Source organism: Actinomadura sp. KC216, from assembly GCF_004348535.1.
GTDB lineage: Bacteria > Actinomycetota > Actinomycetes > Streptosporangiales > Streptosporangiaceae > Spirillospora.
Window position 1 is genome coordinate 1 of record NZ_SMJX01000126.1, and the last position, 22,134, is coordinate 22,134.

Annotated in this window: 21 protein-coding genes; 9 read left to right on the top strand and 12 right to left on the bottom strand. The window is 74.5% G+C overall.

Going from position 1 to position 22,134, the window contains the following annotated elements; genetic code table 11:
- Together E1264_RS22015 and E1264_RS22020 are read right to left on the bottom strand one after the other, a co-directional pair.
- A partial coding sequence (locus tag E1264_RS22015) for an alpha-1,4-glucan--maltose-1-phosphate maltosyltransferase (protein ID WP_132176461.1) occupies positions 1-1,718 on the bottom strand: 1,718 nt, incomplete at its 3' end.
- 161 nt (positions 1,719-1,879) lie between these two features.
- On the bottom strand, positions 1,880-2,230 hold the full coding sequence (locus E1264_RS22020; protein WP_132176463.1) for an STAS domain-containing protein: 351 nt from the start codon (positions 2,228-2,230) through the stop codon (positions 1,880-1,882).
- Positions 2,231-2,424: 194 nt separating this feature from the next.
- Here E1264_RS22020 and E1264_RS22025 point away from each other — a divergent pair, with 194 nt between their 5' ends.
- Both E1264_RS22025 and E1264_RS22030 read left to right on the top strand, forming a co-directional pair.
- A complete protein-coding gene (locus E1264_RS22025; RefSeq protein WP_132176465.1) occupies positions 2,425-3,108 on the top strand; it encodes a carbon-nitrogen hydrolase family protein in 684 nt (227 codons plus the stop codon).
- 81 nt (positions 3,109-3,189) lie between these two features.
- Complete coding sequence (locus E1264_RS22030) at positions 3,190-3,465, top strand: sulfurtransferase TusA family protein (protein ID WP_132176467.1); 276 nt, start codon at positions 3,190-3,192, stop codon at positions 3,463-3,465.
- A 19-nt stretch (positions 3,466-3,484) separates the two neighbouring features.
- Here E1264_RS22030 and E1264_RS46000 read toward each other — a convergent pair whose 3' ends face one another.
- Positions 3,485-6,385: a helix-turn-helix transcriptional regulator gene (locus E1264_RS46000; RefSeq protein WP_279491154.1), complete on the bottom strand. Its 2,901-nt coding sequence runs from the start codon at positions 6,383-6,385 to the stop codon at positions 3,485-3,487.
- 77 nt (positions 6,386-6,462) lie between these two features.
- On the opposite strand from E1264_RS46000, the gene E1264_RS22040 reads away from it, so the two are divergent.
- From E1264_RS22040 to E1264_RS22050, 3 genes are all read left to right on the top strand, one after another.
- Positions 6,463-7,920 (top strand): serine/threonine-protein kinase, encoded by a 1,458-nt coding sequence (locus E1264_RS22040; protein ID WP_132176471.1) that lies wholly within the window; start codon positions 6,463-6,465, stop codon positions 7,918-7,920.
- A gap of 49 nt (positions 7,921-7,969) precedes the next feature.
- A complete protein-coding gene (ligD, locus tag E1264_RS22045) occupies positions 7,970-8,923 on the top strand; it encodes a non-homologous end-joining DNA ligase (protein ID WP_132176473.1) in 954 nt (317 codons plus the stop codon).
- Between the two features lie 109 nt (positions 8,924-9,032).
- Positions 9,033-9,515 (top strand): VOC family protein, encoded by a 483-nt coding sequence (locus E1264_RS22050; RefSeq protein ID WP_132176475.1) that lies wholly within the window; start codon positions 9,033-9,035, stop codon positions 9,513-9,515.
- Here E1264_RS22050 and E1264_RS44700 read toward each other — a convergent pair.
- The 4 genes from E1264_RS44700 to E1264_RS22070 all read right to left on the bottom strand — a co-directional run bounded on the left by E1264_RS44700 (position 9,398) and on the right by E1264_RS22070 (position 12,298).
- Positions 9,398-9,808, bottom strand: a complete 411-nt coding sequence (locus E1264_RS44700) for a dienelactone hydrolase family protein (protein WP_207936076.1) — start codon at positions 9,806-9,808, stop codon at positions 9,398-9,400. The two genes, E1264_RS22050 and E1264_RS44700, sit on opposite strands and share 118 nt — an antisense overlap.
- 22 nt (positions 9,809-9,830) lie before the next feature.
- Positions 9,831-10,661 carry an undecaprenyl-diphosphate phosphatase gene (locus E1264_RS22060; protein WP_243711087.1) on the bottom strand — a complete coding sequence of 277 codons (831 nt, stop codon included), beginning with the start codon at positions 10,659-10,661 and terminating at the stop codon, positions 9,831-9,833.
- 136 nt (positions 10,662-10,797) lie between these two features.
- The gene (locus E1264_RS22065; RefSeq protein ID WP_132176479.1) at positions 10,798-11,190 is read right to left on the bottom strand and encodes a nuclear transport factor 2 family protein; all 393 of its coding nucleotides are present in this window, start codon (positions 11,188-11,190) and stop codon (positions 10,798-10,800) included.
- Between the two features lie 55 nt (positions 11,191-11,245).
- A complete protein-coding gene (locus tag E1264_RS22070; protein WP_132176481.1) occupies positions 11,246-12,298 on the bottom strand; it encodes an enoyl-CoA hydratase/isomerase family protein in 1,053 nt (350 codons plus the stop codon).
- Positions 12,299-12,312: 14 nt separating this feature from the next.
- On the opposite strand from E1264_RS22070, the gene E1264_RS22075 reads away from it, so the two are divergent.
- The 4 genes from E1264_RS22075 (at position 12,313) to E1264_RS22090 (ending at position 16,977) form a co-directional block, all read left to right on the top strand.
- Entirely contained in the window at positions 12,313-13,551 is a 1,239-nt protein-coding gene (locus E1264_RS22075; RefSeq protein WP_132176483.1) for a CoA transferase, read from the top strand.
- Positions 13,548-14,915: an amidohydrolase family protein gene (locus tag E1264_RS22080; RefSeq protein ID WP_132176485.1), complete on the top strand. Its 1,368-nt coding sequence runs from the start codon at positions 13,548-13,550 to the stop codon at positions 14,913-14,915. The genes E1264_RS22075 and E1264_RS22080 overlap by 4 nt, the downstream gene beginning before the upstream one ends.
- Before the next feature lie 60 nt (positions 14,916-14,975).
- On the top strand, positions 14,976-15,836 hold the full coding sequence (locus E1264_RS22085) for a fumarylacetoacetate hydrolase family protein (protein ID WP_132176487.1): 861 nt from the start codon (positions 14,976-14,978) through the stop codon (positions 15,834-15,836).
- Positions 15,837-15,909: 73 nt separating this feature from the next.
- Complete coding sequence (locus tag E1264_RS22090; protein ID WP_165964301.1) at positions 15,910-16,977, top strand: Ldh family oxidoreductase; 1,068 nt, start codon at positions 15,910-15,912, stop codon at positions 16,975-16,977.
- A 4-nt stretch (positions 16,978-16,981) separates the two neighbouring features.
- On the opposite strand, the gene E1264_RS22095 is transcribed toward E1264_RS22090, so the two are convergent.
- From E1264_RS22095 to E1264_RS22115, 5 genes are all read right to left on the bottom strand, one after another.
- Positions 16,982-18,154 carry an epoxide hydrolase family protein gene (locus E1264_RS22095; RefSeq protein WP_132176492.1) on the bottom strand — a complete coding sequence of 391 codons (1,173 nt, stop codon included), beginning with the start codon at positions 18,152-18,154 and terminating at the stop codon, positions 16,982-16,984.
- Positions 18,151-19,098: an SMP-30/gluconolactonase/LRE family protein gene (locus tag E1264_RS22100; RefSeq protein WP_132176494.1), complete on the bottom strand. Its 948-nt coding sequence runs from the start codon at positions 19,096-19,098 to the stop codon at positions 18,151-18,153. The genes E1264_RS22095 and E1264_RS22100 overlap by 4 nt, the downstream gene beginning before the upstream one ends.
- Entirely contained in the window at positions 19,095-20,183 is a 1,089-nt protein-coding gene (locus tag E1264_RS22105; RefSeq protein ID WP_132176496.1) for an alcohol dehydrogenase catalytic domain-containing protein, read from the bottom strand. Before E1264_RS22105 ends, E1264_RS22100 begins: the two co-directional genes overlap by 4 nt.
- A gap of 15 nt (positions 20,184-20,198) precedes the next feature.
- Entirely contained in the window at positions 20,199-21,008 is an 810-nt protein-coding gene (locus E1264_RS22110; RefSeq protein WP_165964302.1) for an SDR family oxidoreductase, read from the bottom strand.
- A gap of 17 nt (positions 21,009-21,025) precedes the next feature.
- A partial coding sequence (locus tag E1264_RS22115) for an acyl-CoA dehydrogenase (protein ID WP_207936077.1) occupies positions 21,026-22,134 on the bottom strand: 1,109 nt, incomplete at its 5' end.

The following is a 22,134-nucleotide window of genomic DNA, read 5'->3' on the forward strand; positions in this document are numbered from 1 at the left end:
TGCAGGTTGCGTAGTTGCTGCAGGGCGGGGTGGGTGTTGCGGAGCGTGTTCAGCCGGGTGATGAGCGGCGCGATCGTGGTGCCGGCGCGGGCGTGGGTGTCCCAGTCGCGGGGGCGGTACTGGTATTTCTCCGAATCGCGGTATTCCTCGCTGCCGGGCCGGACGGGGGTGTTCTCGCATAGTTCGTAGCCGGCGTAGATGCCCCAGGTGGGCGAGAGCAGGGCGGCGAGGATGGCGCGGATCTGGAAGGCGGCCCGGCCGCCGTGCTGGAGGTATTGGTTGAGGATGTCGGGGGTGTTGGTGAAGCAGTTGGGGCGCATGTAGTCGGCGGCGGGCCCGGCGAGTTCGGTGAAGTATTCGCGGAGTTGGTGGGCGGTGTTGCGCCAGGTGAAGTAGGTGTAGGACTGGTGGAAGCCGATGCGGGCCAGGGTGTGCATCATGGCGGGGCGGGTGAAGGCTTCGGCGAGGAAGAGGACGTCGGGGTCGGTGGTGTGGATGTCGGCGAGGAGGCGTTCCCAGAAGGCGACGGGTTTGGTGTGGGGGTTGTCGACGCGGAAGATCCGCACGCCGTGGTTCATCCAGTGCCGCACGATCCGCAGCACCTCCTGGTAGAGGCCGTGGGGGTCGTGGTCGAAGTTGAGGGGGTAGATGTCCTGGTATTTCTTGGGCGGGTTCTCGGCGTAGGCGATGGTGCCGTCGGCGCGGGTGGTGAACCATTCGGGGTGCTGGCGTACCCAGGGGTGGTCGGGGGAGCACTGCAACGCAAGATCGAGGGCGACTTCGAGGCCGCAGGTGTTGGCGTGGTCGACGAAGGTGTCGAAGTCCTCCAGGGTGCCCAGGTCGGGGTGGATGGCGTCGTGGCCGCCGTCGGGGGAGCCGATGGCCCAGGGGGAGCCGGGGTCGTACGGGCCGGCGTCGAGGGTGTTGTTGGGGCCTTTGCGGTGGGTGGTTCCGATGGGGTGGATGGGTGGCAGGTAGATGACGTCGAAGCCCATGTCGGCGATGGCGGGCAGGCGTTTGGTGGCGGTGCGGAACGTGCCGGAGGTGGGGCCGCGGCGTCCGAGGGGGTCGATGGTGGCGCCTTCGGAGCGGGGGAAGAACTCGTACCAGGCGCCGTACAGGGCGCGTTGGCGGTGGACGACCAGGGGGTACCAGTCGCTGACGGTCAGCAGGTCCCGCAACGGATGACGCTCCACAACGTCCGCGACGGTCGGGTCGTCCACGGCGTCCATCCGGTCGGTGACCGGGACGGTCTCGTCCGCGAGGCATTTCGCGAGCCGCGCCACGGTCGGCCGGTCCTTGCCGGGCACGGCCTCGGCCGCCCGCTCGAACAGCAGCGCGCCTTCGGTGAGCATGAGTTCGACGTCCTGCCCCCGCGGCACCTTGATCCGCGCGTCATGCCACCAGTGCGCGATCGGATCCCCCCACGCCTCCACCCGGAACGACCACGACCCCATCCGCGTCGGCGTCACCTCCGCCGACCACCGGTCCAGACCCGCACCCACCTCACCCATCCGCACACCCGGCAGCTCCTCGCCCTCCGGCGTCCGCAACACCACCGCCGCACCCAGCCGCTCATGCCCCTCACGGAACACCGTCGCCGACACCTCGACCGTCTCTCCCACCACCGCCTTGGCCGGCCAGCGCCCGCACCCCACCACCGGAGCCACCTCAAGGATCGGAATGCGGCCGAGTTCCGCCTCCAGCTTCACCTGCATGTGCGCGCTCCTGCTCCAGCTCTCCGGGGCCGTCGGTCCTAGGCATCCATGCCCCGTCCGCAAGTCTCCGCCATCAGCGCCATGACAAGATCATGTAAAGAGATCTCCTGCGGTGCGCGGCGGCCTTCAGGAGGAATCGGCGCCGTTGTGGAGCGTGCCAATCAGGAGTGCGCGGCCGCCGCGAGCGCCTCGCGGGCGGTGGTCACGTCCGGTGCGATGGCGACGCGGCGCTGCAGGCCCGCGACGTCCGACACCCGGCGGACGATGCCGCGCGACGGCAGCACCACCCACATCGGGACGCCGAGCTCGGTCGCCCGCACCTGCGAGCGCGTGATCACGTTCAGCCCGTTGGAGTCGCAGAACGCGCAGCCGGTCAGGTCGAGGATCAGGGCCGGGGTCCCGGCGCCGAGGAGTCGCATGGCCTGTTCGAGGATCGCCTCGCCGTTGCTCACGTCGACCTCGTCCGGGAACGTGAGCGTGCCGCAGGTCTCCGTGATCTCCACTCGTGCCACTCCGAGATCCATCGTCCGCCCCAAAGTCGATTTCCTCACCTGGATGACAGCGGGGGGTACCTCTCTGCGACTGTAAGCCCCGAACCTGGGCGGAACCTGAAAGGAACGGTCAAGTCTGGGATGTCGATCCGCCATATCGCCGACGATCCCGTCCATCGTTGATTGATCCTGATTTGTCGTGTTTGGTGGTCCGCATGCCCGCGCCGCTGACCCTGGCTGTGGCCCAGCCGCCCTGCGCGCCCGGCGACGTCGACGCCAACGTCGCCGCGCACGCCGAAACGATCCGCGCCGCACGGTCCAGGATGGTCCTGTTCCCTGAGCTTTCCCTGAGCGGATACGAACTGGACGCTGAGAACATCGAGCCCGCCGACCCGCGCCTCGCGCCCCTCGTCGACGCCTGCGCGCGGACGGGCGCCGTCGCCCTCGCGGGCGCCCCGGTCGACTCGCACATCGCCGTGCTCCGCGTCGACGCCGCCGGCGTCACGGTCGCCTACCGGAAGATCAACCTGGGCGACGCCGAGGCCGTGCGGTTCCGTCCCGGCAGGGAGTTCACCGCCATCACCGTCGACGGCTGGCGCTTCGGCCTGGCGGTCTGCAAGGACACGGGCGTCCCGCGGCACCTCGCCGGCACCGCGGCCCTGGGCATCGACGCCTACCTCGCCGGCGTGTGCGACAACGATCCGGCCGTCGTGGACGAGCGCGCCCACCGCGCCGCGACCGGCCACGGCGTCTGGGTCGCCTTCGCGAGCTTCGCGGGCCGGGCCGGCGGCGGCTACGACCCGGCCGCCGGGCACTCCAGCATCCGCACCCCGGACGGCCTCGTCGTCGCCCAGGCGGGACCCGAACCGGGCGCCCTCGCCCGTGCCACCCTGCTCTGACCGCTATGTCGCGCCATAGTTGCAAATATCTCCCGGGGCGCTGCTAGGTTCGCGATGAGGCCGGACCCGGGGAGAGAGGGAATGAGCTCGAACCCAGTGGTGATCGACGGCGGCGACCGCTCCTGCGTGCGCCTGCTGCTGGAGCTGCGCGGCCACATCGCCGGCCTGGCGCCCGGCACCGTCGTCCACCTGATCGCCAGCGACCCGGTGGCCCCCATCGACCTGCCCGCCTGGTGCCATCTGACGGGTCACGCCTATCTCGGCCCGGTCGACGGCGCCGAGCGTCCCACCTACGCCCTCCGGGTGGCCGCCGACTCCCGTCCGACCTCCGCGGAATCCCCCTGGCGCGCCGGCTGACCAAGCGGAAGCGGCGGGATCAGTCGAAGAGGCGCAGGCGGTGGGCGGTGGCCGCCGCCTCCGTGCGGGTGGAGACGCCCAGCTTGGCCAGGATGTTGGACACGTGCACGCTCGCCGTCTTGGCGGAGATGAACAGCGCCGCGGCGATGTCCCGGTTGCTGCGCCCCTCGGCGACCAGCCGCAGCACCTCGGCCTCGCGCGGGGTCAGGCCCAGGCCGGGACGGGACGCGGGCGCGCCGCCGAGATCGACGCGGGCGCGGCGGGCCAGCAGGTCGACGCGCTCGCGGAGCGGGGCGGCCCCCAGCTCCCCGGCGATGGCGGCGGCGCGGCGGAGCCGTGCGGCGGTGCCGTCCCGGTCGTGCGCGGCGTGCGCCTCGGCCGCGCGGGTCAGCGCGAACGCCAGCGGATACGGGCGGCCGAGCGCGTCCCACGCCTTCACCGCCGCGTCCCACGCGTCCCGGTCGAGGACGCCCTCGGCGCGGGCCGCCTCCGCGAGGAACGTCAGCCGGTGCGCCTCCTGGACGGGCCCGTAGACGCGGATCCCGGCGGCGCGGGCCCGGAGCGCGGCGAGCGGGCCGGGGTCGCCGAGGTCGGCGCAGGCGGTGGCCGCGACGACGAGCCCCGGGAGGGCGTAGCGGGACTCGTCCGGCAGGCCGCGATCGGCGAGCACCGGCTTGAGCGCCTCCAGCGCGTCCGCCGGGCGGCCCCGCCCGAGGGCGATCAGCGCGTCGAGGCGGCAGACGGGGAACAGGTTCTGGGCCCGGCGGGCGGCGCCGTGCGGGATCCGCCGCCTGGCCTCGCGGGCCGCGCGCTCCGCGCCGTCCAGGTCGCCGCGGTCGACCGCGATGCCGCCGGCGAGGAAGCTCAGGCTGCCCTGGACGAGCGCGGGCGGGTCCTTCGCGAGGGCCCGGTCGATGACGGCGAGCGCCTCGTCCCAGCGGCCGAGCGAGAACAGCGGCTCGGCGGTGTTGAACGCCAGGAACGTCCCGGTCGTCCGGCCGAGCCCGTACTCGTCGGCCTTCGCCACGCCGAGCGCGGCGACGTCGGCGGCCTCCGCGGACCGCCCGCACATCTCCAGGATGTCGGACCGGTTGGTGAGCGCGCGCAGCAGCGGCTCGAAAGCGCGGATCTCCTCGGCCCGGTCGGCCGCCCGCACGGTGCACGCGAGGAACGCCTCCACGTCGCCGTCGCGGAACAGCTCGTCCCACGCGAACCAGAGGTCCAGCTGGATCTCCGCCTGGACGTCTCCCACGGCCCGCGCGACGGACAGCGCCTCCTCGGCGGCGGCGTGCGCCTCGTCCCGCATGCCGGGCAGCGCGTGGGTCTGGTACGCGAGCGTCGCGAGGACGCGGGCGCGGGTCTCGCTCGGCGGGTCGGCGGGCGCGAGCCGGGCCGCCTCCCGGAGATCGCCGATCGCCTCGTCCCGGCCGAGCTTCATGGCCATCAGGCCGCGCCGCTCGTACAGGCGGGCCCTGCGCATGGGGTCGAGTTCCACCGGGTCGCCGCGCGTCTCCGCGAGCACGGCCGTGGCGAGCCTGATCCCCATGTCGTGCTCCCCGGCGAGGTGGGCGAGCGTGACGGCCTTCTCGATGACCTTGGCGTGCGGGACGCCGACGCGCTCCGCCGCGTCCGGCACCCGGTCCCACAGCTCCAGCACGCGCGACGCCATCCGCAGCGACTCGGCGTAGGCGAGCGCCTTGCGCGTCTCGCCGGCCGCCCGCCACGCGGCGGCGAGGGCCCTGTCGGCGTCGTGCGCCGCGTGCCAGTGGTGCGCCAGCGTGATCATCCGCTGCCGCGCGGGCATCAGCCCGGGCTGCGCCTCCAGCACGTCCGCGTACCGGACGTGCAGCCGCGTCCGCTCGCCGGGCAGCAGGTCGTCGTGGACGGCCTCGCGGATCAGCGCGTGCCGGAACGCGTACCCGTCGCCGTCCACGACCAGGGTGTTGGACGCGACGGCCGGGCGCAGGCCGCGGGTCAGCGCCCGCTCGTCGACGCCCGCGACCGCGGCGAGCAGCTCGTGCTCGATCCGCGCGCCGCCGCCCGCCGCGACCCCCAGGATCTCCTGGGTCTCCTCCGGCAGCCGGTGGACGGCGCCGAGCAGCAGGTCGCGCAGCGACTCCGGCAGCTCGGGATCGTCGCGCGAGCCGAGCAGCGCCTCCGCGAACAGCGGGTTGCCGTCGCTGCGCGCGAAGATGTCCTCCGCGAGGCCGGCGGTCCACGCCTCGCCGAGGACGGCCCGGACCAGCTCGGCGACCTCGTCCCGGCCGAGCCGCGCCACCTCGACGCGCCGCACCCGCTCCACCCGCTCCAGCTCGCTGAGCAGCGGCCGCAGCGGATGCGCACGGTGCAGCTCGTCCGTCCGGTAGGTGGTGAGGACCAGCAGCGCGGCGCCCGCGCTCAGGTTCCGGACGAGGAACGTCAGCAGGTCCCGCGTGGACGTGTCGGCCCAGTGCGCGTCCTCGACGACGAGCACGACCGGCGCCGCCGCGGCGAGCCGCTCCAGCAGCGTCAGCACCAGCTCGAACAGCCGGGCCCTGGCCTCGCCGGTGAAGGTGTCGGCGTCGGCCTCGCCGAAGTCGGGCAGCAGCCGCCCGAGCTCCGCGCCCGCGCCCCGCGGGAGCAGCTCCCGCACCCCGTCCACGCCGATCTCGCGGACGAGCCCGCGCAGCGCCGCCGTGAACGGCGCGAACGGCAGCCCCTCGGTGCCGAGCTCCAGGCAGCCGCCGACCAGGACCCGCGCCCCGTCCCGCCGGGCCCGCGCCCCGAACTCGCCGACCAGCCGCGTCTTCCCCACGCCCGCCTCGCCGCCGAGCAGCACCGCGGACGGCGACCCGTCCCGCGCGGCGCGGTAGGCGTCGTCGAGCGCGGCCGATTCCCGGACGCGCCCGACGAACAGCGGACTCGTCACATGAGCGTTCACCGTCCAAGCGTGCACCACTCCCGGGTGTGATGCGGTAAAAGGGGAGATCATCCAGCGTTCCGCCGCGAAGGAGTCGGATGTCCACGATGCCGTTGGAGCCGGGCGATCCCCGCCAAGTCGGCCCGTGGGAGCTGCTGGGCAGGCTCGGGGAGGGCGCGCAGGGCGTCGTGTACCTCGGCGGCAACCTCGTGGGGGAGCGGGTCGCGGTCAAGGTGCTGCGCGGGCTCGACCGGGACGCGCTGCGGCGGATGGAACGGGAGGTCGAGGCGGCCCGCAGGGTCGCGCCCTCCTGCACGGTGCGGATCATCGACGTCCGGCTCGACCAGACCGCCGCCTACGTGGTCAGCGAGTTCGTGGACGGGCCGTCCCTCCAGGACGCGGTGAAGACCGGGGGCCCGCGGCGGGGCGCGGACCTGTACCGGCTGGCCGCCGACACGGCGTCCGCGCTGGCGACCGTCCACGCGGCCGGGATCGTCCACCGCGACTTCAAACCGCACAACGTGCTGCTCGGACCGGACGGGCCGCGCATCATCGACTTCGGGATCGCCCGCGCGCTGGACATGACCTCGTCCCTGACGAAGGGGCCGATCGGCACGCCCGCGTACATGGCGCCCGAGCAGATCGAGGGGCACGACGTCACCGCGGCGGCCGACGTGTTCGCGTGGGGCGCGATGATGGTGTTCGCCGCGACCGGCCGTCCGGCGTTCGGGCGGGCCGGGATGCAGGCCCTCTTCCACCAGATCCTGAGCGAGGAACCCGACCTGTCCGGCCTGGACGGGCCGCTGCGCGACATCGTCCGCTCCTGCCTGGCCAAGGACCCGGCGCTGCGTCCGGCCGCGGCCGAGCTGGTGTCCAGGCTGACCGGCCAGAACGCCGCGAGTGCCGCGTACAGGCCCGCTCCGCCGCCGCTCGCCGCCGGGGCGGTACCGCCGGGGCCGACCGTCCCCGCGGCCGCCGGGCCGCGCAGGCGCGTGTGGCCGTGGCTCGTCCCGGCCATCGCGCTGCCCGTCGTGGCGGCGATGGCCGCCGGGGGCGTCCTGGCGGGACGGCAGCTCCTCGGTTCCCCGGCCACCGCCACCTCCCTCCCGGACGCTTGCGAGCTGTACGACACCGGCGACGGCACGAAGGTCCTGAGCGGCATGGGCGCCGCGAACGGCCGCCGCATCCCGCAGGGGAACAGGGACCGGTACGGAGAATGGCGCTTGTGCGCGTTCGGGACCGCCCGGTTCCCGCCGAAGAACACCTTCCAGATACAGCTCAACCTCTACAAGCCCGACGACCCGGAGACCGGCGTCGAATGGGCGCGCCACGCCCTGAACGGAGGCACCGACTTCGGCTGCACCGGCACCCCCACGAAGAGCGGCGGTGTGGGCGAAGAGAGCTGCGACGGACGCACCAAGGACTCCTGGTTCGTGGTCAACGCGCGGAAGGGGAACGTCATCGCCTCGGCGGCCTGCTCGGCCCCGAACGTCAGCGACGCCGACCTCCGCGTCCTGCGCCGCGCCGCCGACCTCGCGCTCGACCGGACCCTCTGACGGACGGCCGGGATGAGGTTTTGACGCACCCGCGTGCGAAGCTGGGCGGGTGAGCGACGAAGAGGAACGGGACGGGGTCCGGCTGACGAACCTCGACCAGCCGCTGTTCGACGGGGCGGACGCCACCAAACGCGACCTGGTCGACTACCTGGACGCCGTCGCCGGACGCATCGTCCCGGAGCTCGCAGGGCGGCCGCTGTCGGTCAAGCGCGTCCGGCCGGGCCAGGAGCCGTTCATGCAGAAGAACACGCCGAAATACACGCCGTCGTGGGTCCGGACGGTGTCGGTGTGGGCGGAGACGTCCCAGCGCGAGGTCTCCTACGCGCTGTGCGACGACCGCCGCACGCTGCTGTGGTTCGCCAACCAGCGCGCCGTCGAGTACCACCCGCCGCTCGTCCGCGCGGACGCGTGGGACCGGCCGACCCATCTCGTCATCGACCTCGACCCGCCCGAGGGCGGCGGGTTCGGCGCCGTCGTGCAGGCCGCCCACCTGGTGCGCCGCGCGATGGACGACTGCGGCCTGCGAGGCGCGGTCAAGACGAGCGGCGCCAAGGGCGTGCACGTGTTCGTGCCGCTGGACGGCTCCCAGGCCACGGACGACGTCGCCGCCGCGACCCGGGCGCTGGCCGCCCGCGCCGAGCGGCTCGATCCCGTGCTCGCCACGACGGCCTTCATCCGGGAGGACCGCGCCGGCAAGGTGTTCCTCGACTCGACCCGCGCGGGCGGCGCGACCGTCGTCGCCGCCTACAGCCCGCGCATCCGCCCCGGCGCGACGGTGTCGTTCCCCGTCCCGTGGGACGAGCTCGACGGCGTCGCACCGCGCGACTTCACCGTCCGGAACGCGGCCGGGCTGCTGGGCGAGCGCGACGTGTGGGGCGAGCTGATGCCGTCCCCGCAGCGGCTGCCCGACGATCTGGTCGCGGAGGGCCACACGATCCCGATCGCCCGCGTCCAGGCCATGCACGAGGGCAAGCGCCGCGCCCGCGCCCGCCGGAACTCCTGACACCCGCCGGGCCGGATCGCGGTCCGCAAAATCCTTGTGCGGTAGCGATGAGTTTCCGGGACGCACCGGGTCTGCACTGCTGACAGCGATCCGATACAGGGAGGTCCCGATGGCCGACGAGAAGCTGACGACGTGCCTGTGGTTCGACGGGCAGGCCGAGGAGGCGGCGAACTTCTACGTCTCCATCTTCAAGAACTCCTCGCTGGGCGGGGTCACCCGGGCCCAGGACGCCAGCCAGGGCGAGCCGGGCGCGGTGCTGACGGTGGAGTTCGAGGTCAACGGGCAGAAGTTCGTCGGCCTGAACGGCGGCCCCCAGTTCACGTTCAACGAGGCGATCTCCTTCATGGTCCACTGCGACGACCAGGACGAGGTCGACTACTACTGGAACCGGCTCGTCGAGGGCGGCCAGGAGGCGCCCTGCGGGTGGCTGAAGGACAGGTTCGGCGTGTCCTGGCAGGTCGTCCCGAAGGTGCTCTACGAGCTGGTCGGCGACCCCGACCCGGAGAAGGCGAAGCGCGCCACCGAGGCGATGCTGGCGACCCACGGCAAGCTCGACATCGCCGCGCTGAAGAAGGCCCACGCCGGCGGCTGACCCGCGTCAGCCCGCGCCCGCGCTCCGCTCCGCCGGGGACCCGGCGGACGCCGGCCCGCGTCCAGCGCGGCGACCTCGTCGGGGGCCGGGAACCTGTCGTCCTCGCCGAACAGGCCGAGCAGCGGGCACGACAGGTCGGGCGCCTTGGAGATGATCGACCGGGCGACGGTCGTCATCGGGTAGTCGTCGGGCGGGTCGGAGGCGACGAAGGCGCCGTAGCAGTCGACGGCGGCGTCGAGGTCCAGGGAGCACGCGGCGAGGAACGCGTGCCGCCCGCCCGAGCAGTGCCCCATGCCCCGCTTTATCGTGCGGGGCTCAGGCGTTCAACGTTCCCGCGCCGAGGAGGGCGAACAGGAGCAGCCCGATCGCGATCCGGTAGATCACGAACGAGGTGAAGCTGTGCCGCTGCACGAACCGCAGCAGCCAGGCGATGGACGCGTACGCGACGAGGAACGACACGGCGGTGCCGACGATCAGGGGCACCGTGCCCGCGCCCGTCCCCATCGCGCCGGGCAGCTCGTAGATCCCGGCGCCGGTCAGCGCGGGGATGCCGAGGAAGAACGACAGCCGGGTCGCGGCGACCCGGTCCAGGCCGAGCAGCAGCCCGGTGGACATCGTCGCGCCGGACCGGGAGAAGCCCGGGAACAGCATCGCGAGGATCTGCGAGGAGCCGATCAGCATCGCGTCGGTGAGGGAGATGTCGTCCTCGCCGCGCTTGTGCCGCCCGTACCGGTCGGCGAGCCACATCACGACGCTGCCGCCGAGCAGCGACCCGGCGACCACCCACAGCGAGGCGAGCGGGCCGTGGATGAGGTCGTCCGCGGCGACGCCGACGGCCACGACGGGCAGCGTCGCGAAGATCACCCACCAGCCGAACTTGTAGTCGTGGTGGTACCGCTCGGACGGCTTGACGATGCCGCGCCCCCACGCCTTGGCGATGCGGAGGATGTCGGTGAAGAAGTACACCAGGACCGCCGCGATCGCCCCGGCCTGGATGACGGCGGTGAACCCGACCACCGCGTCGTCCTCGACGGGGATGCCCATCAGCCCCTCGGCGATCTTCAGATGCCCGGTCGAGGACACCGGGAGGAACTCGGTCAGGCCCTCCACGATCCCGAGCACGATGGCCTGCCCGACGTTGATCACGCTCAATGAACCGGTTCCTCTCCCGACCTGCGACTGCCTGCGGTGAGCCTACTAAGGGAAACCGATCACCACGTCCGATGCGCGCAACATCGTCACCCGCCGTTCACCTTGGCCCGCGGCTCGGCCGACCCCGGGTTCAGCCGGCCGCGGCCTCGCGCTCGACGCGCTCGAACTCCGTCGCCATGGCCGCCGCGAGGGCCTTGGCCGCCGACAGCGGCCGGACCATGACCGTCAGGTCCTCGATCAGGCCGTCGTCGTTCTGCCGCAGGAAGTCGCAGCCGGTGAGCTCCAGGTCGCCGACCTTCGCCTCGAAGAGCAGCGCGTGGTCGCGGCCGTCCGCGCCGCCGATCTCCCGGACGTAGCGGATGTCGGAGAACACCCGCAGGACGGCGCGCAGGATCGCCGCCGTGATCGCCTTGCCGGGATACGGCCGGTACGCCACCGGGCTGGTGAACACGACGTCGTCGGCGAGCAGGGCCTCGATCGCCTCGTGGTCGCGGGCCTCGGCGGCCGCTCGGAAAGGATGCATGGACCCGACCCCCGACAGTCAGATTATTGACTAGTGAACGAGAAGAATATTCGATTCAGGCGATCGCGTCGATGAGGCCCCAGGCGAGGGCGGTAGGCGTGTCGAGCGGGGCGCCGGTCAGGGCGAGGTGCAGGGTCCGCCAGCGGCCGATGCGGCGGGGGATGCTCACCGTCCCGCCCGCCCCGGGGACGAGCCCCATCCCGATCTCCGGCAGCCGGAAGGTGGTGCCGGGCGCGGCCCGGACCGTCGCCGCGAACGCGGGGATCTCCACGCCCGCGCCCGCGCACGCGCCCTGCATCCGGACCTCGGCGCGCTCGCCGAGCCGGTGGACGAGCAGGCCGGGGCTCGCGGACGTCCGGACGAGGTGCGCGGTGGACGGGTCCGGCGCCGTGCCGAACTCGGCGAGGTCGCCGCCGGAGGAGAACACCGGCCCGGCGCCTTCGACGAGGACCCGCTTCACGGTGTCGTCCAGGAGCGCCACGTCGAGCGCCTCGATCAGCGCGGCGCGCAGCCGCCGCCCGAGGGCGTTGCGCCGTGCTGGGAGGTTCAGGGTCACCGTGAGGCGGTCGCCGTCGCGGGCGAGCAGGACCGGGTCGGGGAGCGGCGGCGCCTCGGAGCGCGGCTCGCGCGCGTGGAGCCAGCGGGCGAACTCCGCGCCGCCGAGGAGCGTGGAGTAGGCGAACGACTCGGCGTCCAGCGCGGCCCGGACGGGGAGGGCCGGGGTGATGCGGAGCAGGCGCGCCAGCACCAGCGCGGCCTGGGGATGCGCGGACACGGCGGCGGCGACGCCGGCGAGCGCGGCCTCCGCGTCGGGCACCGGGACGAGCGGCGCGTCCTGCGCGTCGCCTTCGCACAGGGTGAGGTCGAGGGCTTCGGCGAGGGCGCGCGTGGCCGGCGGCAGGTCCGCGCGGCCGGTCACTCCGACCAGCAGCCGGTCGCCGTCGCGGGCGCGTTCGATCGCGCCGTCGAGGACGTGCCCCGGGACGGCGCCCTGCCGCAGATCGACCGCCAGCAGCGGCGCGTCCAGACCGCCGGACGCGTCGACGAGAGGGAGGCTCGCGGCGCCCGCCGCCAGCCCCGCCGGGTCGGTGATCGGCACCGCGACCATAGGCTCAGTAGACCATGAGCGAATCCGACCCGGTGGCCGACTGGGCCGCGAGCGGGGCCGTCGCGCTGACCGGGCGGCCGGACGGCCCGCCGCTGGTCCCGCCCGGCCGCGCCGCGACCCGCGCGCGGGCGCTGGCGGCGCGGATCGCCGGGCTGACCGGCGGCGCGGTCCGGGTGGACGGGGCGGCGCTGCTCGCCGAGCGGGCCGCCTTCACCGGGGCCACGCGGCAGGGGCCGGTGTCGGCCGGGGTCGGGTGCCGGCTGCTGGAGACCGCCGACGGATGGGCCGCCGTGTCGTGCGTCCGTCCGGACGACCCGATGCTGCTGGGCGCGCTCGTCGGCGCCGAACTCCCGGACGGCGAGGGCCTGTGGCCCTTGGTCGAGGCGTGGCTGCGCGCGCACACGGGCGCCGAGCTGGCCGAACGCGCCACGCTCCTGGGCCTGGCGGCAGGGCCCGTCGCGCCGGGTGGGCGGGCCGTGGAGCCGGTGCCGCTGCCCGCTGAGGGACGCTCCGTCGACGGGCTGCTGGTCGTGGACTTCAGCGCGCTGTGGGCCGGTCCGCTGTGCGCGCACCTGCTGGGCCTCGCGGGCGCACGGGTGGTGAAGGTGGAGACCCCGTCGCGTCCGGACGGCGCGCGCCGCGGGCACCCGGGCTTCTACCGGCTCCTGCACGCCGGGCACAGGTCGGTCGTGCTCGACCCGCGTGAGCGGTCCGGGCGCCATGCGCTGCGCGCTCTGGTGGAGAAGGCCGACATCGTGATCGAGGCGTCCAGGCCCCGGGCCCTCGCGGGCTTCGGCCTGGACGCGCACGCCTCCGCCGCCGCCGGGACGACATGGATCTCCATCACCGCGGCGGGCCGCGCCGCCGACCGGGTCGGGTTCGGGGACGACGTCGCCGCGGGCGCCGGGCTCGTCGCCCGCGAGCCGGGCGGCGTCCCGCTGTTCTGCGGCGACGCCATCGCCGACCCGCTCACCGGGCTCACCGCGGCGGCCCGCGCCCTCGCCCGGCCGCCCGGCGGGTCCGGCGCGCCGCACGACATCTCCATGACCGACGTCGTCGCCGCGACGCTCGACCCGGGCCCGCCGTCGCCGTCCGTGGCGGCGCGCCGCGCGGGGGAGGGCTGGGTCGTGGACGCCAGCGGCGGACCGGTCCCCGTCGCGCCGCCCCGGCACCGGACACCGGCCGGACGCGCCGCCCGCAGCGGCGAGCACACCGCCGGCGTCCTGCGGGAACTGCGGATCCCGGTCCCATGACCGGGCGGCGGCTCCTGCTGCGCGGCGCGGAACTCCTGGACGGCCGCCGCGCCGACGTCCGCGTCCGGGACGGGCGGATCGCCGAGATCGCCGCGTCCGTGCCGCGTGCGGCGGGGGAGGAGGTCGTCGAATGCGGCGGCGGGGCGCTGCTGCCCGGCCTGGTCGATCACCATCTGCACCTGCACGCGCTGGCGGCGGCCCGGCGCTCCGTCCGCTGCGGCCCGCCGGAGGTGACCGATCCGGCGGGCCTGGCCGCCGCGCTCGCCGCCGCGTCCCCCGGCCCGGACGGCTGGATCCGCGGCGTCGGCTACCACGAGTCGGTCGCGGGCGACCTCACCGGCGCCGTCCTCGACCGGCTGTGTCCGCGGCATCCGGTCCGCGTCCAGCACCGCAGCGGCGCGATGTGGATGCTCAACGCGCGCGCCGCGCGGGCCGTCCGGCTGGACGAGGCCGACCATCCCGGGATCGAGCGCGACGCCGCCGGGACGCCGACCGGGCGGATCTGGCGGGCCGACGGCTGGCTGCGGTCACGGCTCCCGCCCGGCGCGCCGCCCGCGCTGGCGGACGTCGGCCGCGACCTCGCCCGGCTCGGCATCACCGCGGTGACGGACGCCACGCCGGACCTGAGCCCGGAGGCGGTCGCGGCGATCACGGCCGATGCGCGGGCGGGGGCGCTGCCGCAGCGCGTCCACCTGCTCGGCGCCCCGCTCGCGGGACCGCCGGGCGTTCCCTGGAAGATCGTGCTCGCCGACTCCGGGCTGCCCGCGCTGGACGATCTCACCGGGCGGATCCGGCGGGCGCACGCGGCGGGACGTCCCGTCGCCGTCCACGCCGTCACCCGCGAGGCGCTCGTGCTGCTCCTGGTGGCGCTGCGGGAGGCCGGGTCCGTGCCCGGCGACCGGATCGAGCATGCCGCGCTCGTCCCGCACGAGCTCATCGGCGAGATCGCGGACCTCGGCCTGGCCGTCGTCACGCAGCCGGGGTTCCTCGCCGACCGCGGCGGCGACTACGCGCGCGACGTCCCGGCGGACGAGCATCCCGACCTGTACCGCTGCCGGTCGCTCATCGCGGCGGGCGTCCCCGTGGCCCTGTCGTCCGACGCCCCGTACGGGCCGCTCGACCCGTGGGCGGTCATCGCCGCCGCGTCCGGGCGCACCCTCGGCCCGGGCGAACGGCTGCCGCCGCGCCGCGCCCTGGACGCCTACCTCGCCCCTCCCGACGACCCGGGCGGCGCCCCGCGGCGGCTGCGCCCGGGCGGCCCGGCCGACCTGGTCCTGCTGCACGAGCCGTGGCGCGCGGACCTGGCCGCCGACGCCGTCCGGCTCACCGTGATCGGCGACGTAATCTACCAGTCGGTTGGTTGACTAGCGGACGTGGGGCTGCGATGGTTGAAGGGCTCTGACCGCCCCGATCATGGAGTGACGATGAGGCTCGCCGCCATCCGCCGGAACGGTGCCGACACGCTGGCCATCGCCGCCCCGGACGGGGCGGAGCCCGGCCGCGTTCGGTTCGTCCCGCCGGACTCCGGCCTCCCGACCGCCCTCGCCTCGCCCGGCGATGCGGCCCGCGTGGCGGCGGCATGGCCCGTCCTGCCGGAGACCGAGGCGGCGGGGCTGCGGTTTCTGCCGCCGGTGCGGGCGCCGGGGAAGATCGTGGCGATCGGGCTCAACTACGCCGAGCACGCGGCGGAGGGCGGCATGGACGTCCCCAAGGAGCCCGTCGTGTTCGCCAAGTTCCCCAGCTCGCTCGCCGCCCACGGCGACGCCGTCGAATGGGACCCGGCGGTCACCTCGCAGGTCGACTACGAGGCCGAGCTCGCCGTCGTCATCGGCACGGAGGCGCGCCGCGTGGCGGAGCGGGACGCGCTCGACCACGTCCTCGGCTACACGTGCCTCAACGACGTGTCCGCGCGGGACCTGCAACGCGACGACGGCCAATGGGTCCGGGCCAAGTCGCTCGACACGTTCTGCCCCATGGGGCCCTGGCTCGTCACCGCGGACGAGATCCCCGACCCGCAGGACCTCACCGTCCGGTGCCGGGTCTCCGGCGAGGTGCGCCAGGAGGCGAGCACCGCCGACATGATCTTCCCGGTGCGGGAGCTGATCGCGCGGCTCAGCCGGGCGTTCACGCTGCGGCCCGGCGACGTCATCGCCACCGGCACGCCGCCCGGCGTGGGCGCCGCGAGCACCCCGCCCCGGCTGCTGCGCGACGGCGACGTCATGGAGGTCGAGATCGACGGGATCGGCACGTTGCGCAACACCTGCCGGGAGAGGACGGAGCCATGACCGCAGCGAAGCGAGGATCAGGGCTCCGTCCCCCTCGGGGGGCTGGGGGTCGTCCCCCAGAAAGGCACGCTCCGTGACCGCCGTGCCGGAGGCCGCGCCGCGGACCGTCCCGGCCGGGACGCTGATCGACGCCGCGACCCGCATCCTGCGGCGCGTCGGGGTACCGGACGCGGGCGCGGCCCGGGTGGCGCGCAACCTGGTCACCGCCGACCTGCGCGGCGTCGAGACGCACGGCCTCATCCGGCTGAGCGCCTACGTGCAGCGGATCGAGGCGGGCGGGATCGCCGCCGACCCGACGATCGAGATCGTCCGGGACCACCCCGCGACCGCGCTGCTGGACGGCGGGAACGGCCTCGGCGCTGTAGGCGCGTCCGCCGCCATGGACCTCGCGATGGACAAGGCGGCGGCGTGCGGCGTGGGGCTCGTGGTCGTCCGCGACATCAACCATTTCGGGGCCGCCGCCGACTACAGCATGACGGCCGCCGAGCGCGGCATGATCGGCCTCGCCGCGACGAACGTCCTCGCCCTGATCGCGCCGACCGGCGCGTCGGTGCCCATGGTCGGCAACAACCCGCTGTCGTTCGCGTTCCCCGGCGACCCGCCGGTGGTGTACGACTCGGCGATGAGCGTGTCGACGTGGGGCCGCGTCCTCGTCGCCGCGCAGCGCGGCGAGCCGCTGCCCGAGGGCGCCTTCCTCGACGGCGACGGCCGCCCGACGACCGACCCCGCCGCGGTGCTCGGCGGCGGGACGCTGCTGCCCGTCGCCGGATACAAGGGATACGGCCTGGCGCTCTGCGTCTCGCTGCTGACCGGCGTGCTCGGCGGCTGGCTGTCGGACGCGGAGCTCACCGGCCACCGCCCGGACGAGCCGGGCGGCAACACCGCCGTCCTCGGCGCGATCGACGTCGCCGCGTTCACCGACCCCGCCGAGTTCGCGCGGCGCGCCGACCGCATCGGCGCCGAGATCAGGACGGCGCCGCGGCGGCCGGGCGTCGACCGCGTGTGGCTGCCCGGCGAGAAGGAGGCCGAACGCGAGCGGGAGCGCCGCGCGGGCGGGGTGCCGCTCGCGGAGGCGGTCCGCGCCGACCTGGCCGCGCTCGCCGCCCGGCTCGGTGTCGAGCTCGGCGCCGAGCTGCGCTGATCCCCTAGCGCAGCGGGCGGAAGAAGGCACGGATGCTGTCCGCGACCACCTCGGGCTCCTCCCACGACGCGAAGTGCCCGCCCGCCGGCAGGTCGGCCCAGTGCCGGACGTCGTGGGTGCGCTCGACCATCTCCCGGGGCGCCTGGCGCGGCGGCGTCCCCGGCAGCTCGGGCGGCATCGCCACGCCCGTCGGGACCGGAAGGCGGGTGCCCGGCGGGATCGGCGGGTCGGCCCGCACCCGCTCGTAGTACACCCGGATGGACGAGCCGATGCTCCCGGTCGCCCAGTAGAGGGTGGCGCCGGTGAGCAGGTCGTCCTTGGAGTAGCGGCGCTCGATGTCGCCGTCGCAGTCGCTCCACGTGCGGTGCTTGTCCAGCAGCCAGGAGAGCAGTCCCGCCGGTGAGTCGTTGAGGGCGTGCGCCAGGCTGGACGGCTTCGTCCGGTGGACCGCGCCGTACGCGCCCTCCTCGGCGCTCCACGCCCGCGACCGGGCGAGGAACGTCACCTCGGCGGACGTCGCGGGCCCGAACGGCGGATCGAACGACGGCGACGGCAGCAGCAGCGGATCGTGCGTGTGCAGGCCCACCACGGCATCGGGGTCGGCGAACGCCATCCGCCCGCCGATGTACGCGCCGAGCCCCGTGACGTGCAGGCCGTACCGCCGATGCCCGAATCCCTCGGTGACCAGCCGCGACAGCGTCTCCGCCATGCGCGCGTACCCGAAGCCGCGCTCCCGGGGCGCGCCCGAGAAGCCGAAGCCCGGCAGCGACGGGACGATGACGTGGAACGCGTCGGACGGGTCGCCGCCGTGCGCGCCCGGGTCGGCGAGCAGCGGGATCAGCCTGGTCATCTCCAGGTAGCCGCTGGGCCAGCCGTGGATCAGCACGATCGGCAGCGGATCGGGGCCGGTGCCGTGCCGGGCGACGGCATGGACGCCGAGACCGCCCAGGTCGGCCCACACGTTGGGCAGCGCGTTCAGCGTCGCCTCGGCGGCGCGCCAGTCGAAGCCGTCGCGCCAGTACGCGACCAGCTCGCGCAGGTAGCGGCCGCTCGTCCCGTAGTCCCAGTCCGCGTCCGGCACCTCGCCCGCCGGGCGGGCGCGTTCCAGCCGCCACCGCAGGTCGTCCAGCACATCGTGGCCTACGTCGATGGTGAACGGCCGCACCCGCGCGCTCATCGGGCGCCCTGCTGGAAGTGCAGCGGCAAGCCGGGCTCCGGCCACGGGCAGCTCACCAGGCGGCCGTGCTCGGCCAGCGTGAGGTAGGCCGTCGTCATGTCCGGGCCGCCGAAGCAGATGTTGGTGACCATCCGGTCGGCCAGCGCGCCGGGCAGGAGGTACTTCGTCACCTGCGCGCCGTCCGGGGAGATGACGGTGACGCCGCCCTGGATCAGCGTGCCGACGCAGACGTTGCCCGCCGCGTCCACGGCGAGGGAGTCGAAGTAGGCGAGCTCGGGGAGCTGCCCGGTGAGGGTGGACGGGTCGCGGGGCGGCGCCTCGGCCAGCGTGCCCGGCGCCTGGACGTCGCGTCCGATGAGCCGGGCCGTCGAGGTCTCGGCGTAGTACAGCCGCCGGTCGCCGGGCGACAGCCCGATCCCGTTGGGCGTCTCCGCCGGATGGATCGCCTCGGTGATCTCGCCGTCCGGCGACACGTAGAAGACCGCGCCGAGGTCGCGGCGCCGCCCCTGGATCTTGCCGGTGTCGGTGAACCAGTAGCCGCCCTCGGCGTCGAACACGATGTCGTTCGGGCCGGACAGCGGGCGCCCGTCGCACTGGGTGAACAGGATCTCGGTGGTGCCCTTGGCCATGTCGACGCGTTCCATCCGGCCGCCCTGCCAGACGTCCGGCCATGTGCCGCCGTTGTTGCAGACGTAGACGAGGCCGTCCGGTCCGAGGGCCGCGCCGTTGGGCCCGCCGCCCGTCACCGCGACGACCTCCTTGGCGCCGTCGGGGCGGACGCGGGTGAGCCGACCGCCCGCGATCTCGGTGACGAGCACGCTGCCGTCGCCGAGCGCCACCGGGCCCTCCGGGAACTCCAGCTCCTCGGCGAGGACCGTCACGTCCGTCAGCCGCCGCACCGTCACCTCGTGTGTCCGCGTCTCCACGACCGGGTGAATGCTCATAGGGCGGGCTCGATTCGCGCGTGGATGGGCTTGTCGTCGGACATCAGGGCGTGCAGCGCGCCCTCGGCGTTCTCCAGCGAGAACGCGTGGCTGGCGAACCGCTCCAGCGGCCACCGGCCCGACTCGATCAGCGCGATCGCCTGCTCCATCGAGCGCAGCGACCGCGACACGGCGCCCTTCACGGTGAGGCTCTTCGCGCAGGCGAGATCGACCGGGAACGGCGCGAGCCCGCCGGGGCCCTTCAGCCCGGCGAGCACGACCGTGCCCTTCCGCCCCGCCATGCGCACGGCGTCGGTGACCGACGCGAGCGACCCCGGTGTGGTGTCGATGACCAGGTCGGGTGCCTGCCCGAGGGCGTCCTGGACGGCGTCGGCGGCGGACGCGTCCGTCACGTCCAGCGCGTGGTCGGCGCCCAGCTCCAGCGCCAGGTCGAGGCGCTCGCGGTCGGCGGCCAGCCCGGTCACCGCGATCGGCCCGGCGCCCGCCGCGCTCGCCGCGATCACCGACGCCAGTCCGCGCGGCCCGGGACCGAGGACCGCCACCGACGTCCCGTACCGGGCGCCGCCCAGGTCGAGCGCCCAGTCGACGCCGTTCGCCAGGACGTTGAACAGCGACGCCGCCGCCACGCTCACCTCACCGGACACCGGGACGAGGATCGCCTCCGGCGCCAGGTACAGGTGCGTGGCGAAACCGCCCCACAGGCCGGGGCCGATGTCGGGGCCGCGGAACCCGTAGATGGTGCCGTCCGCGAACTCCGGTCCCGTGCAGCCGCGCAGCCCGGCCCGGCACGTCCGGCACCGGCCGCAGGTCAGCGTGGAGTGCACCGCCACCCGGTCGCCCTCGTCCAGCCGCCACCTCGCCCGCGCGACCTCGCCGATCGCCACGACCCGGCCGACCGGCTCGTGCCCCGGCACCAGCGGGAGCCGCGCCGCGGACCGTCCCTCGAAGACCTCGACGTCGGTGCCGCAGATCCCGCACGCCTCGACCGCGAGCAGCGCGTCGTCGTCGCCGACCTCGGGCAGTGCCCGCTCGCGCAGCTCGTACTTCTCCGGCCCGGTCTGCACGATGAACCTCGCCGTGTCCATCCGGCCACCCCCTCCTCAGTGGAACGTCTCGCCCGCGTTCACGTCGACGGTCTGGCCCGTCATCCCGTACGAGAGGTCGGACGCCAGGAAGACGATCACTCGGGCGCACTCCTCGTCGCTGGTCAGCCTGGGCAGCGCGTTGTCGGCGACCATGCTCCGCATCTCCACCTCCGCGCTCGTGCCGCGCTGCGCGGCGAGCCCGTCGATATAGCCGCGCAGCGTCGGCCCCCACATCCGGCCCGGGACGATCGTGTTGACCCGGACCCCGTACGGCCCGACCTCCCTGGCCAGCACCTGCGCCGCAGTCACCAGGGCCGCCTTCGCCGTCGCGTACGGGCCGCGCCCGGCCTTGATCCGCCGCATGCTCTGCGACCCGACGAACACCACCGAGCCCTCGCTGCGCTTCAGCTCGGGCAGGGCGGCCTTCGTCATCCGCAGCGACCCGAAGAGGGTGACGTCCATGGTCTCCAGCCACGGCTCCAGGCCGGAGTTCTCCAGCGTCGTCCCGTGCGGCGCCGACGCGAACGCGTTGTTGACCACGCTGTCGACGCCGCCGAACTCCCGCCGGGCCGTCTCGACCAGCGCGGCGCAGTCGGTGTCGGACGTGACGTCGCAGATCGCCTCCGCCACCCGCGCCCCGGTCGCGCGCACCTCCGCCGCGACCTTCCCGAGTACCTCCGCTGACCGTCCGCCCAGCACGACCGAGGCCCCGGCCGCCGCGGCGGCGAGCGCCGTCTGCCGCCCGAGCCCGGGGCCGATGCCCGAGACCACCACCGTCCGGCCCGCGAGCAACCGGGTTCCGTCGTACGTCTGCCGCACGCGCATGGCGTTCCTCTCGCGGTTCATGCTTCGTGGAGCGCGGTCACCAGTTCGTCGTCGTGGCCGTCCGCGCCCCCGAAGGCGAACTCCCAGTGCTTCGCGCGGCGGGTGAACAGCTGCACGTCGGACTCGAGCATGAACGCCATCCCAGCGTGGACCTCGTGCGCGCAGTGCACGATCCGCTGCGCGGCGCGGCTCCCGTACGCCTTGGCGGCGGCGACCTCGCGGCGCGCCGGACGGCCCTGGTCGAGCGCCCACGCCGCCTGGCGGGCGAGCAGCGCGGTGAGGTGGCCGTCGACGGCGATGTCGGAGCACAGGTACTGGACGGCCTGGAACCGCCCGATGGCCTGGCCGAACTGCTCGCGCTCCCGCGCGTACCGGACCGTGGTCTCCAGCAGCGCGTCGCCCGCCCCGGCGATCTCGGCGGAGCGCAGTACGGCGGCCCGGTCCAGTGCGGGGGCGAGCAGGTCGTGTCCCCGGCCCGGCTCGCCGACCCGCGCGTCGGCGGGCACCTTGACGCCGTCGAAGGTGACGGCGAACAGCGGATGACCCGCGATGTTGGGCAGCCGCTCCATCGCGCATCCGGACGGGTCGACCAGGAACAGCGTCACGCCCTCGGGCGCCTGCGCCGCGACCAGCAGCCACGACGCGACATGCGCGAACGGCACCAGCAGCTTGGTGCCGCTCAGCCGGTGGCCCGTCCCGGCCGGGTCGGCGCGGACGGTGAGCGCGTCCGGGGCGTACTCGCCCGACGCCTCCACCAGCGCCGGGACGACGAGCATCTCGCCCTCGGTCATCGCGGTGACCAGCGCGTCGCGTCCGCCCGCCGCGAGCAGCGCGTGCGCGGCGATCACGGCTGAGGGGAGATGCGGGCTCGGCACCAGCGCCCGGCCCATCTCGGTGTAGAGGGCGACGAGGTCGGCGACACCCGAGCCGCTGCCGGGATGGCTGAGGCCCAGCCAGCCGAGCCGGGCCATCTCGCGCCACAGATCGGGGGAGTAGCCCTCGTCGCTCTCCTCCAGGTCCCGGACGGTCTGCATCGGGCAGCGTGCGGCGAACAGGCGGCGGGCGACGCCGGCCAGCTCGACCTGGCGTTCCTCCGGGGCGACGTCCATGCGTGAACCTCCTGTAG

What these genes read in the sequence shown, in the direction of transcription:
- E1264_RS22025 (WP_132176465.1), top strand. Translation starts at nt 2,425, where the DNA reads ATGCCCGCGCCGCTGACCCTGGCTGTGGCCCAGCCGCCCTGCGCGCCC.
- E1264_RS22030 (WP_132176467.1), top strand. Translation starts at nt 3,190, where the DNA reads ATGAGCTCGAACCCAGTGGTGATCGACGGCGGCGACCGCTCCTGCGTG.
- E1264_RS22040 (WP_132176471.1), top strand. Translation starts at nt 6,463, where the DNA reads ATGTCCACGATGCCGTTGGAGCCGGGCGATCCCCGCCAAGTCGGCCCG.
- E1264_RS22050 (WP_132176475.1), top strand. Translation starts at nt 9,033, where the DNA reads ATGGCCGACGAGAAGCTGACGACGTGCCTGTGGTTCGACGGGCAGGCC.
- E1264_RS44700 (WP_207936076.1), bottom strand. Translation starts at nt 9,808, where the DNA reads ATGGGGCACTGCTCGGGCGGGCGGCACGCGTTCCTCGCCGCGTGCTCC.
- E1264_RS22065 (WP_132176479.1), bottom strand. Translation starts at nt 11,190, where the DNA reads ATGCATCCTTTCCGAGCGGCCGCCGAGGCCCGCGACCACGAGGCGATC.
- E1264_RS22070 (WP_132176481.1), bottom strand. Translation starts at nt 12,298, where the DNA reads ATGGTCGCGGTGCCGATCACCGACCCGGCGGGGCTGGCGGCGGGCGCC.
- E1264_RS22075 (WP_132176483.1), top strand. Translation starts at nt 12,313, where the DNA reads ATGAGCGAATCCGACCCGGTGGCCGACTGGGCCGCGAGCGGGGCCGTC.
- E1264_RS22080 (WP_132176485.1), top strand. Translation starts at nt 13,548, where the DNA reads ATGACCGGGCGGCGGCTCCTGCTGCGCGGCGCGGAACTCCTGGACGGC.
- E1264_RS22085 (WP_132176487.1), top strand. Translation starts at nt 14,976, where the DNA reads ATGAGGCTCGCCGCCATCCGCCGGAACGGTGCCGACACGCTGGCCATC.
- E1264_RS22095 (WP_132176492.1), bottom strand. Translation starts at nt 18,154, where the DNA reads ATGAGCGCGCGGGTGCGGCCGTTCACCATCGACGTAGGCCACGATGTG.
- E1264_RS22100 (WP_132176494.1), bottom strand. Translation starts at nt 19,098, where the DNA reads ATGAGCATTCACCCGGTCGTGGAGACGCGGACACACGAGGTGACGGTG.
- E1264_RS22105 (WP_132176496.1), bottom strand. Translation starts at nt 20,183, where the DNA reads ATGGACACGGCGAGGTTCATCGTGCAGACCGGGCCGGAGAAGTACGAG.
- E1264_RS22110 (WP_165964302.1), bottom strand. Translation starts at nt 21,008, where the DNA reads ATGCGCGTGCGGCAGACGTACGACGGAACCCGGTTGCTCGCGGGCCGG.